This window comes from Faecalibacterium langellae (assembly GCF_002549775.1).
In the GTDB taxonomy this organism is placed as follows: domain Bacteria; phylum Bacillota; class Clostridia; order Oscillospirales; family Ruminococcaceae; genus Faecalibacterium; species Faecalibacterium langellae.
This window is the reverse complement of sequence record NZ_NMTR01000012.1, coordinates 77,172-92,630: the sequence shown is the minus strand read 5'-3', so window position 1 is coordinate 92,630 and position 15,459 is coordinate 77,172. Positions and strand designations below refer to the sequence as shown.

The 15,459-nt window shown below is 60.0% G+C and carries 17 protein-coding genes and 3 pseudogenes; 8 read left to right on the top strand and 12 right to left on the bottom strand.

Going from position 1 to position 15,459, the window contains the following annotated elements:
* Positions 1 to 83 precede the first annotated feature (83 nt).
* Positions 84 to 1,115: a hypothetical protein gene (locus tag CGS49_RS04760; protein ID WP_143405813.1), complete on the bottom strand. Its 1,032-nt coding sequence runs from the start codon at positions 1,113 to 1,115 to the stop codon at positions 84 to 86.
* Positions 1,116 to 1,300: 185 nt separating this feature from the next.
* Between CGS49_RS04760 and CGS49_RS04755 the strand changes: the two genes are divergently transcribed.
* From CGS49_RS04755 to CGS49_RS04740, 4 genes are all read left to right on the top strand, one after another.
* Positions 1,301 to 3,349, top strand: a complete 2,049-nt coding sequence (locus tag CGS49_RS04755; protein WP_097800764.1) for an AAA family ATPase — start codon at positions 1,301 to 1,303, stop codon at positions 3,347 to 3,349.
* Positions 3,350 to 3,571: 222 nt separating this feature from the next.
* A complete protein-coding gene (locus CGS49_RS04750; protein WP_097800763.1) occupies positions 3,572 to 3,826 on the top strand; it encodes a type II toxin-antitoxin system prevent-host-death family antitoxin in 255 nt (84 codons plus the stop codon).
* Positions 3,819 to 4,172: a type II toxin-antitoxin system RelE/ParE family toxin gene (locus CGS49_RS04745; RefSeq protein WP_097800762.1), complete on the top strand. Its 354-nt coding sequence runs from the start codon at positions 3,819 to 3,821 to the stop codon at positions 4,170 to 4,172. Before CGS49_RS04750 ends, CGS49_RS04745 begins: the two co-directional genes overlap by 8 nt.
* Before the next feature lie 174 nt (positions 4,173 to 4,346).
* Positions 4,347 to 5,411 (top strand): Fic family protein, encoded by a 1,065-nt coding sequence (locus tag CGS49_RS04740; protein WP_097800761.1) that lies wholly within the window; start codon positions 4,347 to 4,349, stop codon positions 5,409 to 5,411.
* A 158-nt stretch (positions 5,412 to 5,569) separates the two neighbouring features.
* On the opposite strand, the gene CGS49_RS04735 is transcribed toward CGS49_RS04740, so the two are convergent.
* The 7 genes and pseudogenes from CGS49_RS04735 to CGS49_RS14650 form a co-directional block, all read right to left on the bottom strand.
* Positions 5,570 to 5,899 carry a hypothetical protein gene (locus tag CGS49_RS04735; RefSeq protein WP_097800760.1) on the bottom strand — a complete coding sequence of 110 codons (330 nt, stop codon included), beginning with the start codon at positions 5,897 to 5,899 and terminating at the stop codon, positions 5,570 to 5,572.
* An 83-nt stretch (positions 5,900 to 5,982) separates the two neighbouring features.
* Positions 5,983 to 6,333: a hypothetical protein gene (locus CGS49_RS04730; RefSeq protein WP_242975366.1), complete on the bottom strand. Its 351-nt coding sequence runs from the start codon at positions 6,331 to 6,333 to the stop codon at positions 5,983 to 5,985.
* Between the two features lie 263 nt (positions 6,334 to 6,596).
* Positions 6,597 to 7,769, bottom strand: coding sequence for a DHHW family protein (locus CGS49_RS04725; RefSeq protein WP_097800759.1), 1,173 nt, complete (start codon positions 7,767 to 7,769; stop codon positions 6,597 to 6,599).
* Positions 7,770 to 7,781: 12 nt separating this feature from the next.
* Positions 7,782 to 9,200 carry an MBOAT family O-acyltransferase gene (locus CGS49_RS04720; protein WP_097800758.1) on the bottom strand — a complete coding sequence of 473 codons (1,419 nt, stop codon included), beginning with the start codon at positions 9,198 to 9,200 and terminating at the stop codon, positions 7,782 to 7,784.
* An 83-nt stretch (positions 9,201 to 9,283) separates the two neighbouring features.
* On the bottom strand, positions 9,284 to 9,862 hold the full coding sequence (locus CGS49_RS04715; RefSeq protein ID WP_097800757.1) for a DUF4358 domain-containing protein: 579 nt from the start codon (positions 9,860 to 9,862) through the stop codon (positions 9,284 to 9,286).
* Positions 9,863 to 10,087: 225 nt separating this feature from the next.
* A pseudogene (locus CGS49_RS14655) lies at positions 10,088 to 10,178 on the bottom strand (D-alanyl-D-alanine carboxypeptidase family protein); the annotation flags it as partial.
* Positions 10,152 to 10,463: pseudogene (locus tag CGS49_RS14650) on the bottom strand (M15 family metallopeptidase); the annotation flags it as partial. The pseudogenes CGS49_RS14650 and CGS49_RS14655, both read right to left, overlap by 27 nt.
* A gap of 431 nt (positions 10,464 to 10,894) precedes the next feature.
* Between CGS49_RS14650 and CGS49_RS04705 the strand changes: the two are divergent.
* From CGS49_RS04705 to CGS49_RS04695, 3 genes are all read left to right on the top strand, one after another.
* Complete coding sequence (locus CGS49_RS04705) at positions 10,895 to 11,356, top strand: SpoVA/SpoVAEb family sporulation membrane protein (RefSeq protein WP_097800755.1); 462 nt, start codon at positions 10,895 to 10,897, stop codon at positions 11,354 to 11,356.
* Positions 11,357 to 11,444: 88 nt separating this feature from the next.
* A complete protein-coding gene (locus tag CGS49_RS04700; protein ID WP_097800754.1) occupies positions 11,445 to 12,461 on the top strand; it encodes a stage V sporulation protein AD in 1,017 nt (338 codons plus the stop codon).
* A 1-nt stretch (position 12,462) separates the two neighbouring features.
* Complete coding sequence (locus CGS49_RS04695) at positions 12,463 to 12,819, top strand: SpoVA/SpoVAEb family sporulation membrane protein (RefSeq protein WP_097800753.1); 357 nt, start codon at positions 12,463 to 12,465, stop codon at positions 12,817 to 12,819.
* A gap of 60 nt (positions 12,820 to 12,879) precedes the next feature.
* On the opposite strand, the gene CGS49_RS14175 is transcribed toward CGS49_RS04695, so the two are convergent.
* From CGS49_RS14175 to CGS49_RS04685, 3 genes and pseudogenes are all read right to left on the bottom strand, one after another.
* Complete coding sequence (locus CGS49_RS14175) at positions 12,880 to 13,041, bottom strand: hypothetical protein (RefSeq protein ID WP_179859028.1); 162 nt, start codon at positions 13,039 to 13,041, stop codon at positions 12,880 to 12,882.
* Positions 13,038 to 13,478, bottom strand: a pseudogene (locus CGS49_RS04690) (HAD-IC family P-type ATPase); the annotation flags it as partial. The pseudogene CGS49_RS04690 and the gene CGS49_RS14175, both read right to left, overlap by 4 nt.
* Positions 13,479 to 14,296: 818 nt before the next feature.
* Positions 14,297 to 14,572, bottom strand: coding sequence for a metal-sensing transcriptional repressor (locus tag CGS49_RS04685; RefSeq protein WP_097800752.1), 276 nt, complete (start codon positions 14,570 to 14,572; stop codon positions 14,297 to 14,299).
* Between the two features lie 150 nt (positions 14,573 to 14,722).
* On the opposite strand from CGS49_RS04685, the gene CGS49_RS04680 reads away from it, so the two are divergent.
* Positions 14,723 to 14,995, top strand: a complete 273-nt coding sequence (locus tag CGS49_RS04680) for a peptidoglycan synthetase (RefSeq protein WP_097800751.1) — start codon at positions 14,723 to 14,725, stop codon at positions 14,993 to 14,995.
* Positions 14,996 to 15,063: 68 nt separating this feature from the next.
* Here CGS49_RS04680 and rpsT read toward each other — a convergent pair whose 3' ends face one another.
* Complete coding sequence (gene rpsT, locus CGS49_RS04675; RefSeq protein WP_005943554.1) at positions 15,064 to 15,324, bottom strand: 30S ribosomal protein S20; 261 nt, start codon at positions 15,322 to 15,324, stop codon at positions 15,064 to 15,066.
* Positions 15,325 to 15,459 lie beyond the last annotated feature (135 nt).

The following is a 15,459-nucleotide window of genomic DNA, read 5'->3' as shown; positions in this document are numbered from 1 at the left end:
GGAAATTGCGTACCGGAGCCTTGTGCTGTACGGAAAAAATGGGAGATGTTCTGCCGCACCCTGCGGGGAACAGCATTGGCTGTTTAGCCTTCCAGCAGGGTAGGTTCATTGGCTTCCGTGTGCGTCAGATAGAACACATCACCCTCGTCTGCCAGAGCTAACAGGTCCGAGATCTGGAAAGAGCTGGTGCGCTGGCTGGTGGTGAACACAATGGTCTGCGCACCGTGCGCCTGCAGGTATTCCAGCGTTTCCATGGTGCCGGTCAGGGTGCCGCTGCTGAGCACAGCATCGGTGAGTCGTCCGCCTTTACCGCCGCCGATGCCGGCCGCACCTTCAGAGCCAACCGCAGTGACCGTCGGTTCGTAAGCATCGTTGACACCTGGCACACCGGCATTCAGGCCGACCATATGTGCACCCGCACCGTCGCCGCCGCCAATGCCTGCACCACCGCCTTTTCCGTAGGCGTTGACGGTTCCGTTCAGGATATACAGGCCACTGCCCATATCGCCCTTGCCACCGCCGATGCCTGCACCGCCGTCACCACCGTTGGCGGTCACGGTGCCGCCGTCCTCGTTAGAGTCGTTGATATTCAGAGAACCGACACTTTCCGTCCGGTTCTTTTCCAGACCGGCATGGCCATCCCCGGCAAGCAGTTCATTTTTGCCGTCCAGTTCTATATTGACGACTCCGTTGCCCTGGATCGTCATACCGGCACCGCCGGTGGCTCCTTCAGAAGAAGCGTCCTCCCGCGCATCCACAGTCACATTGTCCAGAGTAACATTCACGGTTGCCGTTGCAGTTTTGGTTTTATCCGCCTTGACGGTGATGCCGCTTTTGTTCGCTTCACCGTTCGTGACAATGTCCACATCTTTGAGCGTAACGTTTGCTTCACCGTCCTCCGCATGGATGGTGATCGTGTTGGAAACAGAGGTGGTATCGCTCTCATCCTCATGGTTCTTGATAATGACCGGACCATCATCATCCAGCACATCGCTGACGTAGTACTGGCCGCCGCGAACTTCGACGGTAATATTGCCCTGGTCCAGATAGTGGGTGCCATACAGCGCAATGCCGTAAGCGTCCGCAAAGGCCGGGGCCGCGATGGACGTGACCATGGTCATTACCGCCGCCGTGGAAAGCACCCGCAGGGCGAGGAAGGGGGAGGGGGCGCATTTTCTTTATTATATACCCCCCCTCCCCTCAGTAAATCAAGTAAAAACAGCAGCAGCGGCGCTTTTTCTTGCAAAAATGCGCCGGGTACACTATACTGAAAGAAAACAATGACACGGAGGGCAAAGCCATGGCATATACCGACGATTGGGAAACCCTTATGAACGGTGTGTTCGGCGCGGGCGGCAAGCTCAAATTCGGCGGCGCACAGCCGGGGGAGAAGCCGCAGGCCGCAAAGCCCGCAGGCAGCCCCCTGCCGGACCTGAACGCCGCATTGCAGGAGAACCAGCGCCAGCTGGACGAACTGCTGAAAAAGCAGAACGCCCAGCTCAAGGCCCAGGACGCCGCCGCGCAGTCTGCGCTGGAAGACAGCCGCCGGATGCTGCGGGACATGGAGGCCGACGGCCTGCTGGCCAAAGGCACCGCCGATGTGCCGCCGGAACAGCTGGGCAGCTTTGAGGGTCTTGCCGCCGAGGTGAAAAAGAGCGTCCTCGGGCAGGACGCCTTCGTGGACAGCGTGGTGCGCGCCATGCGGCGGCCCTTCGTGCTGGGCACCGAGCGCCCGGCGGCACGCAACGTGATCCTGATCTGCGGGGCACCCGGCACCGGGCGGCACTTCGCGCTGGCGGAGACGGCCCGCATCATGGCGGCGCGGGGCCTGCTGCAGAACGACCAGACCGCCGTGCTGGACCTTGCCCTTTACCCGAACTCCGGGGCCGAAAAGCTGTTTCTGCAGGACCTTTACGCCGCCCTGCACGCCCCCGGCGAGATCGTCATTTTTGAGCACTACGAGAGCTGCCACCCGGGCTTCCTCAAGACCCTTTCGGACCTGGCCGTGAAGGGCAGCGCCCCGCTTTCCAGCCGGTATCTGGTCAACAAGGAGGGCATCCTGGTGGACGCGGGCACGGCGCTGGCCCCGGGCGCGGTGAGCACCATCACCCCCTGCGGCAAGTACCTCGTTTTCTTCTCCCGCAAGGGCCGGGACGCGCTGGCGGATAAATTCGGTGCACCCTTTGTGGCGGCGGTGGGCGATGTGTGCACCACCAGCGCCTTCGCCCGCGAGGACCTTGCTGCCCTCGCGGCCCAGCAGCTGAACGCGCTGGCCCAGAAGGTGAACACCCGCTTGGGCCTGACCCTCACCGCCGGGGCGGATGTGCGGGACTACGTTGCCGCTCAGTGCTCCAAGGAAAAAGGCGCGGCGGGCCTTGCCGCCGCCTGCGAGCAGATCTTCCGCGCCCTGAGCGAATACTGCCTGCAGACCGACGCAAAGCTCACCGGCACCGTGGCCCTCACGGCCCAGCCGGAGGGGGTGTGGTTCAGCCTGAACGGGGCCGAGGCGCAGCCGCTTGCCGCCCTGCTGCCCGCCGAGTACACCGGCGCGGTGGACGCCATCCGCGCCGAGCTGGACGACCTTGTGGGCCTTGCGCCGGTCAAGGAGTATGTGTTCGGCCTGGCGGATAATCTGCAGGTGCAGCAGCGCCGGGCGGCGGCGGGCTTCAAGACCGCCAGCCTTTCCATGCACATGATCTTCACCGGCAACCCCGGCACCGGCAAGACCACCATTGCTCGCCTTGTGGCGAAGTACCTCAAGGCCATCGGCGCGCTCAAGGGCGGCCAGCTGGTGGAAGTGACCCGCGCGGACCTTGTGGGCCGCTACACCGGCCACACCGCGCCGCTGACGAACAGCGTCATCCAGAGCGCGCTGGGCGGCGTGCTGTTCATCGACGAGGCCTACAGCCTGTACCGCGGCGAGCAGGACAGCTTCGGCCTGGAAGCCATCGACACCCTTGTGAAGGGCATGGAGGACCACCGCGACGAGCTGGTGGTCATTCTGGCGGGCTACACGAAGGAGATGGAGACCTTCCTCACCGCCAACAGCGGCCTTGCCAGCCGCTTCCCGAACAAGATCGAGTTCCCGGATTACACCGCCGACGAGCTTTTGGATATCACCACGGTGCTGGCCAAGGGCAAGGGCTACCGCCTGGCCGAGAGCTGCACCTTCCCGCTTTTGGGCTACTACAAGCGCCGTCAGGCGCTGGACAGCCGCACCGCCGGCAATGGCCGCCTGGCCCGCAACACGCTGGAAAAGGCCATCTTCAACCAGAGCCGCCGCCTTGTGGCCGAGCCCGCCGCCGAGCTGGACCTGATTTTGCCCAGCGACCTGGAATTTGAGGAATAAACGATAAAAAGCAGAACGCCTTCGACGCTGGGTCGAAGGCGTTTTGCATTATTGCCCGGGCAAAAAAGTAAAACTTTTTGTCTAATGACTTGCACTTTCGTCTCAAGGCCGCACGGTTTTAGACGAAAACAGAAAAAGCTGAGAAGGAAAAAATGCGCTGCAAATTTTACGTTGAATTTTACAGCACAGTGCGTTATACTAAGGCTGAAAGGAGCGGATATTATGCCAAACATCAAACCGATTTCTGATCTGCGAAACTACAATGAGGTGCTGCGGGACGTGGAGGAAGGCTCGCCGGTCTTCCTGACCAAAAACGGCCGCGGGAAATATGCCATCGTGGAGCTGCGCGATTATGAGAAAGCGCAGGCGACCATCCGCCTGATGAGCGAGATCGCAAAGGGCCGCCGCTCCGGGGAAGAAGAAGGCTGGCTGAGCGTGGAGGAAGTGGAGAAATCGCTTGGGATCACACATGAATAAATTGCAGGTTTCAAAAGCAGCACAAAAAGATTTGCAGGAAATAAAAGCCTATCTCGCGGTCGATTTGGAAAATCCGGGGGTGGCAGTGGCTGCGGTGAGCAAGATCACGAAAAAGATACGGCTTTTGAAGGATAACCCGCTGATGGGCCCTGCGCTGACAGCCGTCACTGATGCAAACAGTGACGAACGATTTCTCGTCTGCGGGAATTATCTTGTTTTTTACTCTGTTACGCGGGAAAACATCTTTATTGACCGCGTTCTTTACGGCCGCAGAGATTACCTGCGGGTCCTCTTTGGCGAACAGGCCGATATGGTGCAGGCGGGCGAATTTCAGCCGGAAGAATGATACAAAAAGCGCGGCGGTACGTCACGGCTGGGAGGCGCCGCCGCGGCTTTGCAGCCCGGGCAAAAAAGTAAGAGCTTTTCGTCTAACCGCTTGCACTTTCGTCTCAAATGGGGTATGATTGAGACGAAAGAGAATTTGTGAGACGAAAACCACTGCAAGAAAGAGGGATGCTTTGTGCGCCATTTTGACTACGGAAAGCTGGCAGAACGGTTATGGGATATCGAAACGCTCACCTGTATTGCAAAGATCCATGAATGCAAGGGGCGGCAGGAGCTGTATGTGCGCCAGAAACCGGAAGAACTGGAACGTCTTGTGGAGATCGCGCGGATCCAGAGCACGGAATCATCGAATAAAATAGAAGGAATCGTAACGACGGCGACCCGCATGAAACAGCTGTTTGCGGAAAAAACAACACCGAGAAACCGGGACGAAGGCGAGATTATGGGGTACCGGAACGTGCTGAACACGATCCACGAGCACCACGACGATATTCCGGTCAAGCCGAATTATATTCTGCAGCTGCACCGGGATATGATGCAGTACGCAGGTGTTTCCTACGGTGGGCACTTCAAGAATGTGCAGAATTATATCAATGAGACACGCCCGGACGGCACACAGGTGACCCGCTTCACCCCTCTTGCACCTTATGAGACGGAGGCGGCCGTGACGGCGATCTGCGAAAGCTATCAGCGCACGATCGCGCAGGAGAAGGTGGACCCCCTGCTGCTGATCCCGGTGTTTATCTGCGATTTTCTGTGCATCCACCCGTTCAACGATGGCAATGGCCGCATGAGCCGGCTGCTCACACTGCTGCTGCTGTACCGCAACGGCTATGAAGTGGGAAAGTATATCAGCATTGAAAAGCAGATCGAGAACACAAAGGACACCTATTATGAGGTGTTGCAGCAGATCGACCAGGGGTGGTATGAGGAAACCAATGACCCAACGCCCTTCATCCGCTATATGCTCAAAGTGATCCTTGCCAGCTATATGGAGTTTGAAGAAAGGGTCGGGCTGGTGAATGCTGCCGGAACGCGCAGCTCGGCGTATGATATCGTAAAAAAGTGCGTCAGCGAAAAAATAGGCCGCTTTACCAGCGCAGAAGTGATCGCGGCCTGTCCGTCCGTGGCGAAATCCACGATCCTGCGGGAACTGAAAGTGCTGACGGAGCAGGGCGTGATCCGCAAAATAGGGGCAGGGCGAAGCACCTGCTATCTCCGGGAGGATGCATCGGAATAAAAAAGCGTTTCGTCTAATGTTTTGCGCTTTCGTCTCAAATGATGTGGCTTTGAGACGAAAACCGCACAAAGAAAAAGCGAGGGGGCTGTCCTGTCTGGGACAGCCCCCTCGCCTATGTTGTTCTTTGGTCTGTCTCCGGCCTGTGTTATGAGCGCAGGTCAGAGCAGGATGACCGCTGCGTTGACCACCAGGCCCACGCCGGTCGCGCAGGAAGCGGTGACCCAGACGATGCGGCCCAGGTCGCGGATCGCATTGGCGGCGCTCTTGTTCATATCGTTGGCGATGGCGTCAATGCCATTCTCCAGCCAGGTCTTGGGGTTGGCGTTGCGGTAATCACGGATCGCCGTGATGCCCTTGTACCAGCCGATGAACGGGATCCAGTTCAGGATGGCTTCGCTCATGGTAGCGTTTGCGCCGCCCTCGGTGTAGGTCATTTCTTCGCAGGAAAGGACATTATAACATGCAGGCATTCTCATCGTAGCTTCCATAATAACACTCCTTTTTGAAACAAAGATTTATTTCTGCAGCGCCGGACAGGGCGCTGACTCCGACGAAAAGATGCGGCCGGAAATCACTTGCGCAGCAGCAGGATGGCGCTCAGCGGAGCCAGAGCCACCAGCGTTGCCACCGATACGCCGTCGCGCAGTGCGTTGGAGGCAGACTGCTTCATGTCGGCGCCAATGTCGTCAAACGCACGGCCCAGAACGGTGAAGAAGTTGCCCTGCTTGTTGTCGGGCTGCGCCAGCCAGGCACGGCCCTGCTGGATGCCCCAGATGTAGCTGGAACCCAGCACACCAAAGCCGATGGTGGAGGTGACGGCGACAAGTCCGGTCAGGATGGCCGAACCGCCCTCGGTATAAGTCATTTCTTCCTCAGAAAGCACAGTATAACCAGCGGGAAGATTCAGATTCGTATTCATCATGCATACACCCTTTTCAAAAGATGATCGGTTCGATTTGTTCCAAGCACTCGCACCGCTGCAATATCCGGGCAGAGAAACCTCTCTGTACCGCCATTGTACAACAGCCGTCGTTTTTTTGCAAGAGGGTTCTGGGCAGGATGCGCAAAAACTGGAGAGACTTCCGAAAAGAACTGGAAAAATTTGTGAAAAAGGACTGCAATAATTCGCGAAATCGCTGATTGCAGTCCTTTTTTGTTCCGTTTCTTTGCCGGTGCTGAAGTTTCTCAGCCCACAACGCCTGCCCGGTAGAGGTAGGGGTCGCTCTTGAAGCTGTCGAAGCTGTAGAGCACCAGAATCTGATCGTAATCGTTGTCCGCGATCAGCTGGTCAAGGCCGTAGTTGTAATTGCGGAAGTCCACCACGTCGATGGCGGCGTAATTCGCGGTCAGGTAGGGCGCAAAGCAGTTGGCATAGCTGTCCTTGATGACCAGAATCTTTCCCGTCCCCTCGCCTTCGATGCGGCTCAGGCCGTTGTTGCCGTGCAGGAACATGGCGTACTTGTCGTACACGTTCAGCTTGTCGGTGTCGTACAGGCCGGTGGTCTCGCCGTCCGTGGGCTGGCCCGCCGCCGTTACGTTGTAGATGGTCAGGCTGTTGGGCAGGTCGTAGTACGTGATGGTGTCCGGCACGGCGTTCCAGGTGCGGGCCTTGGAGTAGTGGGTGCCGTAGAAGCTGTTTGCCGTCAGCGCGGTGTGGGCGGCTGTGTCGAACGGGGTCAGGCCCAGCTCCGCGCACAGCTGGCCGTAGGCGTAGTAAGCGCCAAGGGTCGTCCAGTGGTGGTCGGTGCGGTAGTAGATATATTCACTCTTGTGGGCGGCAAGAACCTGCCGCACGTCCACAAAGCGGCCTCCGGCGGCCTGTACGGCGGCGGAGAGCCGGTCGAGGTATGTGTCCTCGTCCAGCAGCGGGGCGTTTGCAGGCACATTTTCCTTGTAGATATCCGAGGCCGCCGGGGCCAGCAGCACGTTCACCTTGCCGGGGTACCGCTGGCAGAGCGACTCCACCGCGGCGGTGTTCTTGGGCAGGGTGCGGGTCTCACTGTCCAGCAGGCCGAAGGTGCGGGGGAACATCATGTGCTCTTTGCCCAGCAGGATGCCGCCGTTCTGCTCCTTCTGCAGCAGGGTGGTCTCCACCACGCTCTGCAGGCTGATCCACTGGTCGCGGCCGAATACCTGATCCTTCACGTACTTCGTGTAGGCGGTGAAGTAGCTGTTCAGCCCCTTGGCGGAAAGCTGGGTCAGGGCCGGGCGCTGGCTGAGGGTGGTGTTTTCCATCTCGCTGTAGGCGCGGTCCGGCGTGATGAGGTCCAGCGCGAACAGGCCGACGAAGAACAGGCTGAACACCACCAGCACCGGGTAGTGCAGGAGCGAAGAAGATTTTTTGCTGTGCTTTGACATCTTCACGCCTCCTTAAAAGTTGAAGTAGAGGAACGGGCTGTTGGTGCTGCCCACGACGTAAGCAGTGGAGACCACCAGCAGGGCCAGAATGGCACCGCAGCGGGTGACGACATTCTTTTTGAGCAGGTTCCAGAACTTCTCAATGAGCGGGGTGCAGCAGACGACGCTGACAGCCAGCAGTACGCCGTAGTTGCGCAGGAAATACAGCGGCGACACACCGCCGGAGGGGATAAACAGCTTCTGGAACAGCAGGCCAAAGCTCACGCCGGTATCGTTGCCCACGAACATGGCCCAGCCCACAACAACAAGGAACAGAGTGTAGATGTGGGGCCACACCCTGCCTTTTTCCAGGTGTTTGAGCAGGAACAGCTTTTCCACCGCCAGCAGCACAAAGTAATACAGGCCCCAGCAGATGAAGTTCCAGTTGGCACCATGCCAGATGCCGGTGAGCAGTTCCACCACGAACAGGTTGAAGATTTGGCGCTTGAGGCCCTTGCGGTTGCCGCCGAGGGGAATATACACATACTCGCGGAACCAGCCGGACAGGGTCATGTGCCAGCGCCGCCAGAACTCGGTGATGGAAGCGGAGATATAGGGATAGTTGAAGTTTGTCGGGAAGTCGAAGCCCAGCATCTTGCCCATGCCGATGCCCATCATGGAGTAGCCGGAAAAGTCGAAGTAGAGCTGCAGGCTGTAGGCCAGGATGCCCAGCCACACCAGCGGGGTGGACGCATTGGCAAGGCCCACAAAGGTGGTGGAGGGGCTGTCCGCCACACCGATGATGTCGGTCCACAGAGCACCAATGGCGTCCGCCAGCAGTACCTTCTTGGCCAGACCGAAGGTGAACAGGGTCATGCCGTCCTCGATCTGCTGGAGGGTATAGCGGTGCTTGTAGACATGCAGCTGGTTCGAGACATCGCGGTATTTCACGATGGGGCCCGCGATCAGCTGCGGGAACATGACCACATAGGCACCGAAGTCGATGATGTTGCGCTCGGCTTTCACATCCCGGCGGTAGACGTCGATGGAATAGGAGAGGGTCTGGAAGGTGTAGAAGCTGATGCCCAGCGGCAAAGTGCCGATGCCCTGAATTTCGGCAAAGGCGGTGCCCAGCAGGGCATTGGCGCTGCGCAGCACGAAGTTTGCATATTTGAAGTAGAACAGCATCCCCAGACTGCCGATGAGGGCGACCAGCAGAAAGGCTTTGCGCAGAGCAGGCTTTGCGTCAAAGTGCTCGATGGCAAGGCCGCATACATAGTTGATGAAGATGAGGGCCACCATGACCGGGAAAAAGCGCACCTCGCCCCAGCAGTAGAACACCAGACTGCAAAGGAACAGCACGGTATTCTTGAGCTTTGCGGGCGCGAGATAGTACAGCGCCAGCGTGATGGGCAGAAAGCGGAACAGGAAGATGATGGTGCTGAAAACCAAGGCGTCAGCCTCCTTTTTTACCTGAAAAAGCCGATGCCGAAAATGGCACCGGCTTTGGGTGGGTCAGATTCAGAACGGGACGATCAGGCCAGGGCGTTGTCCACGGCGCTGTCCAGATCGGCAGTGCACTCGTTGGAGGCGATCACCATGACAACGGTGTTGTCCTTGAAGGCGATGACCGCGTTCTCCACGTTGGTCTGGGCCTGGGCGAACTCGGCATAGTTGCCGTAGAAGGCCACCTGATCCTGCTGGTAGGTGTACAGGGCATCGGCAATGTCCTGAGCCTTGCCCTCGGCGGCCTCGATCACCAGCACAAGGCCGGCGTCGCCGTTGTCGTTGCTCTTGACGCCCTTGTAGCTCACCACGTTCTCGGCAGGCAGGTTGAAGTCATACTCGATGTTCATGGCTGCGATCTCGAACTGGTTGGAGATGGGGTCCTGCTCCAGCAGAGCGTCGTAGATGCCGTCCAGCGCAGAGGTGCCGTTCTCGGCGGCGTTGTCCACCACGGAGGATGCTGCCGCGCTGGAAGCGGGCGAGGTGACCTCAGCCGTGGAGACCGAGGACGGGGCAGCGGAAGAACTGCTGCCGCCGCAGCCGGTCAGTACAGCGGCGGACAGAGCGGCCACAGCCACGAAAGATGCGATTTTTGTGCGGTTTATCATAAAAAATTCCTTCTTTTGTTCAAAACATTCGCCGCCCTGCCGAAACAGCTTTTCTCCCAGGGCAGACTATTGTTATCTTACCATAACTGCGGGCAAAATGCAACGCAAAGGGCCCCGGTTTTACGGATTTTTAACCGGTGACGCTCTCCCCTGCAGCCAGCTTTTTCAGCAGTGCCACGGCGTCCTCAAAGCACAGGCCGCTCTGGTTGATGAGGGCGGCATTCTCCGGGCCCACATAGCGCCAGTGCCAGGGTTCGTAGGTGATCTCGGTGACGGCTTCGGCGTCCTTCGGATAGCGCAGGATGAAGCCGTATTCCTCCGCGTGGGCGCACAGCCAGCGGAAGGCCTCGGTGTTCTCAAAGCCCTCGTCAAGGCCGGTGTGCTCCGGGCTGTTCAGGTCGGCGGCAAGGCCGCAGTTGTGCTCCGAATAGCCCGGCGGGTTCACGATGGTGGCCGCCTGTTGGAGTGCCTCGTCCCGGGAGAGACCTTTCTCGAGAAAATACTGGGTCTTTTTGTCGTAGAGTTTTTTCTGGTAGTCCACGCTGCGGTAGCCGCTCTGCATCCAGACGGTCACGCCGTCCTTTGCGGCGGCGGCCTGCATGGCAAGGAAGGCGTCGGCGGCTTCGGTCTGCAGGGTCTTGTTGATGGCGGTGGCCGAGCCGCACTCCTTGGTGGTGAAGGTGTAGCCGTCCGGCATCTTGCTTTGGTGGTTCACCAGCACCATGCGGGGGTCGTCCAGCATGGCCTGGGCCTGCTGGGCCTGCGCAGCGCTGTCCTCAGCCTGTGAAGCGGCACTGCGGGCCGGGACGGAAGCGGCCTGCGGCAGGGCGGCGCTGCGGGAGAGCGCGAAGGAAATGCCGCCCACGGCCAGGCAGGCGGCGGCAGTCACGGTGAGCAGCCGCCGCACGGCGGGGCGCAGATGGCGGCGGCGGTGCGGGTGCCGGGTGGATGTGTTCATGCAAAAGCCCTCTTTCCGGTTCGATGGATAGAATTGCCCGTCTTCGGGCAGACTATGCCCGGAGGGGAACGAATATGAAACTTTCAGCACAGGAATATGCGCGCCGGGTGCGGCGCATCGGGCCGCATTCGCCCCTGGGGATGGACTGCCTGTGGGCCTTCGGTGTGGGCGGGTGCATCTGCCTGCTGGGCGAGGTGCTGCGCCAGCGGTACCTTGCCCTGGGGCTGGAAGCCGACCTCGCGGGCACCCTGACCAGCTGCAGCCTCATCGCCCTTTCGGCGGTGCTCACCACGCTGGGCTGGTACCAGAAGCTGGCGGCCAAAGCCGGGGCCGGGTCGCTGGTGCCCATCACGGGCTTTGCCAACGCGGTGGTCAGCGCGGCCATCGAGTTCAAGAGCGAAGGCCGGGTGCTGGGCACCGGGGCGAAGATGTTCACCATTGCCGGGCCGGTCATCGTGTACGGCACGCTGGCGGCGGTGGTGTACGGCGTGGTGCTGTGGGCGGCGGGCGCGCTGGGCGTCGCCCTTCCATCCTGAATACGGATCAGCGCGCCGAAAGCTTGCAGCGCAACGCTATTGTACCATAAAACTTTGCATTTGTTGCCGGAAAGGGGAAATTTTGTTCATGGTGAACCGCTGCGGGGATACCCTGCTGTTTGAAGCGCCGCCGGTGATCGCTGCCGGGGCGGCGGTGGGCGGCAAGAAAGAGAGCGAGGGCCCGCTGGCAGCGGAGTTCGACGAGCTTTCCTCGGACAACCGCCTCGGCCAGTCCGGCTGGGAAGCGGCAGAGACTCACCTGCAGCTGCGTGCTGCACGGCTCTGCCTGAAAAAAGCCGCCCTCCCGCAGGAGAAGGTCCAGCTGGCCCTTGCGGGCGACCTGCAGGCCCAGTGCACGGCGTCCAGCTATGCCATGCGGGAGCTGGGGGTGCCCTTTGCGGGGGTGTTCGGGGCCTGCAGCACCATGGCGGAAGCCCTGGGCCTGGGCGCAGTGCTGTGCAGTTCCGGGGCCGCGCGGAACCTGCTGGCCATGGCGTCCAGCCACTTCTGCGCGGCCGAGCGGCAGTTCCGCACGCCCCTGAGCTACGGGGCCGTGCGCACCCCCACCGCCCAGTGGACGGCCACCGCCGCCGGGTGCTGCCTGCTGCAGCCCCAGGGCGAGGGCGTGGGCATTGCTGCAGCCACCTTCGGCCGGGTGCAGGACTATCAGGTGAAGGACATCAACAACATGGGCGCGGCCATGGCCCCGGCGGCGGCCTCCACCCTGCTGCACTATTTCCGGGATACGAACACCGAGCCCCAGGAGTTCGACTGCATCTACACTGGTGACCTTGGCCAGGTGGGCAGCCAGCTGCTGCGGGAACTGCTGGCCGCAGAGGGCTTTCTGCTGAAGAACCATGTGGACTGCGGCTGCATCCTGTTCGACGCAAAGGAGCAGCAGGTAAAAAGCGGCGGCAGCGGCCCGGGCTGCTGCGCGGCGGTGCTGTGCGGGCACATCCTGCCGCGGCTGCGCAGGGGCAGCCAGAAACGGGTGCTGTTCGCGGCCACCGGGGCCCTGATGAGCCAGACCACTTTTTTGCAGAAGGAAAGCATCCCGGCGGTGGCACATTTGGTCGAGCTGCGCGGGCCGGAAAAGGAGAACTGACATGAATTATTTCTGGGCGTTCTGTGTGGGCGGGGCGATCTGCGTCGCGGGGCAATTGCTCATCGACCTGACTAGCCTGACCCCGGCCCGCATCCTGACGGGCTATGTGGTGGCGGGGGTGGTGCTTTCGGCCGTCGGGTGGTATGCGCCGCTGGCGGAGTTTGCCGGGTGCGGGGCTACCGTGCCCCTGCTGGGGTTCGGGCACCTGCTGGCAAAAGGGGTGCGCACCGCGCTGCAGGAAGAAGGTGCTGTGGGCATCCTCACAGGCGGGCTCACCGCTGCGGCGGCCGGGATCACCACAAGCCTTGTCTGCGGCGTGATATGTTCATTGGTGGGCAAAAGTCACGACCAGAACTGAATACGCAAAAGAGGGAGCGCCAGCAAGGCGCTCCCTCTTTGCATAGAAAAAGGATTTGTTTTACAGCAGCATCACCGCGCATACCACGGCCACCACGGCACCAATGGCAGCCGTGGCACCGTAAATTTTGCGTGATTCTGCGTCGTTTTTGTTCTGCTGCAGGTAGTAGACACCTGCGCCGAACAGCAAAATGCCAATGATGAGACCAACGATCGTGATCATCCGTTTTTCCTCCAATTCAACAGCAATGCCGAGTTGATGATAACGAGCACACTGCCTGCATTGTGCACCAGTGCGCCGACGACAGGGTTCAGAATGCCGGTGATGGCCAGCGTGATGGCGATGAAGTTCAGCGTCATTGAGAAGGTCAGGTTCAGCTTGATGGTGGTCATCATCCGCTGGGAGAGGGCCATCAGGTGGGGCAGCTCCTTCACTTCGTCGTCCACAAGGGCGATATCCGCGGCGTCCACCGCAATGTCGCTGCCGGTGCCGCCCATGGCGATGCCTACCTCGGCCTTTTTCAGGGCCGGTGCATCGTTGATGCCGTCGCCGATCATGCACACCGGTTCGCCCTTCTGCGGGAACTCGTCGATGCAGCGCAGCTTATCCTGCGGCAGGCAGTTCGCACGCACTCCCCGGATGCCCAGCTGGCCCGCAATGAGCGCCAGCGACACCAGCACGTCCGCCTTGATGTCAAATTCGGTCACAAGGCCGATGATGGCCTCCAGAATGATGGGCACACCGCACAGGATGAAGGCCGCCCACGCGATATCGAAGGGCAGCGGCTGGACGCCCGCCAGACTGAGCACCACCGCAATGCCGGAGAGCACCAGCAGGGTGATGTCTTTTCGGATGCCGCCCAGTTCCAACAAATGTTCCAGCGGCTCCATGAGCCGTTTGCGGAAGGGTTTCATATTCTCCGAAACATAGAACACTTTGAGAAGGCCCTTCTTTTCCTCCTGCACCCGAACGATCCTGAGCACATAGCCCGCATCGTCGGCGTAGGTCTGGAACAGGTCTTTCAGGGTGAGGGCGTCGGCTTCCCGCCGCTGCTGCGCCTTCTCGAGGGTCTGTTTCTGGCGGTGTTTTTTCTTCGCGGCGGCTTTCCGGTTTTTCTCCCGCCAATAATCTGCGTCTTCGTATTTTTCGAAAAAGCGGCATTCCTTCCCCAGGCAGTCGTGGGCCTCCATCAGTTTGCGGGTCAGCTTGCCGGGGTGGATGCGGTTGTGGCAGCAGCCCACCAGCGCCCGGAAGCTGACTTCGACGGTCCTGCCGCCCAGCAGGCGCGTGGTCACGCATTCGGCTGCGGCGTGCTTCCGCTGTGACCCACTCCAGATCGAACAGAACGTACATGCCAACGCCTCCCTGCGCTTTTTGCTTTATTAGCGCAAAATAAGCGGGCGCTGTCAATTCATAAAAAAGCAGCCGGGACCCTGCAAAGGGTCTCGGCTGCTTCCAAAACCGGTGTGTTCCGGCTTCAGCCCATATTTGCAAAACGCTCCACGGCCTTGGTGAAGTCCTGGATGGTCTTGTCAGGGTCGCCGTGCTCGATGCCGTCCCGCACGCAGTGCTTGATGTGGCCTTCCAGCACGACCTGCCCGCACTTGTGCAGGGCGGATTTTGCGGCGTTGAGCTGGGAGAGGATGTCCTCGCAGGGCACATCCTCGTCGATCATGCGGTCGATGGCCTGCACCTGACCGATGATCTTCTTCAGGCGGCGGTGCAGGTTGTCCGCGTCCATGCATTGTTTCATTGCAAAAGCCTCCATACGGGTGGGTGTAGTAGTATGATTGTCTTTATTGTAGCGGCTTTGGGCAAAATGTCAAGCGGACGGGCGGTTTCGGCACATTTTTCAACAGGTCTGCGCTAGAATGTGGAAAATATTCCGGGAGAGGTGATGTGCATGAAGCAACGCTGGACGACCCTTTTGTGGGAGCTGTGGGCGGCGCAGACCGTGTGCACGGCGGCGGCGTTCCCGCCGGGGAACCCGTTCATCCGGAGCCCGGCCTTTGCGCTGCCGGGGCTGGCCCTTGCGGCGGCGGTGCCTGCGGCCTGGGCCGCATGGGGGCTGCTGGCCCAGCCGCCCGAACCTCTGCCGCCGGAGCAGCTTCTGGAAGCGCCGCCGGGCTTCGACCTTGCCACTCTGTGCGACTTTGAGGCCGCCGCGCCCGGGTGACGGGCAAAACAAAAACCCCTGCGCCGGAGTACCCGGTACAGGGGTTTTGTTCGTCAATCAGAAAGCGATCAAGCGTTCTTGTTAGCACGCTTTGCCATACGGCTGATCTTGCGGCTGGCGGTGTTCTTCTTGATGACACCCTTAGCGCGAGCCTTGTCGATCGCGGAAACAGCAGCCAGGACGGTTGCGTCCTTGTCAGCGGCATTCGCATCGATGGCAGCGTCTGCCTTCTTGACGACTGTTTTCAGGTTGGTCTTAATGGCCTTGTTGTGAGCCTGCTCTGCAGCAGCCTGCACGACGCGGTCCTTCTGAGATTTGATGTTAGGCATTCGTTCCACCTCCTTGGCTACCTATAACAGCGCACCCTATGATACCATATTTCGCGTACCAGCGCAAGCGTTTTTTTGATTTTTGTTTGGAAAAGTTTTATTTTTCCCATACTTTTTGTGTCAGAGGGCCTTCTC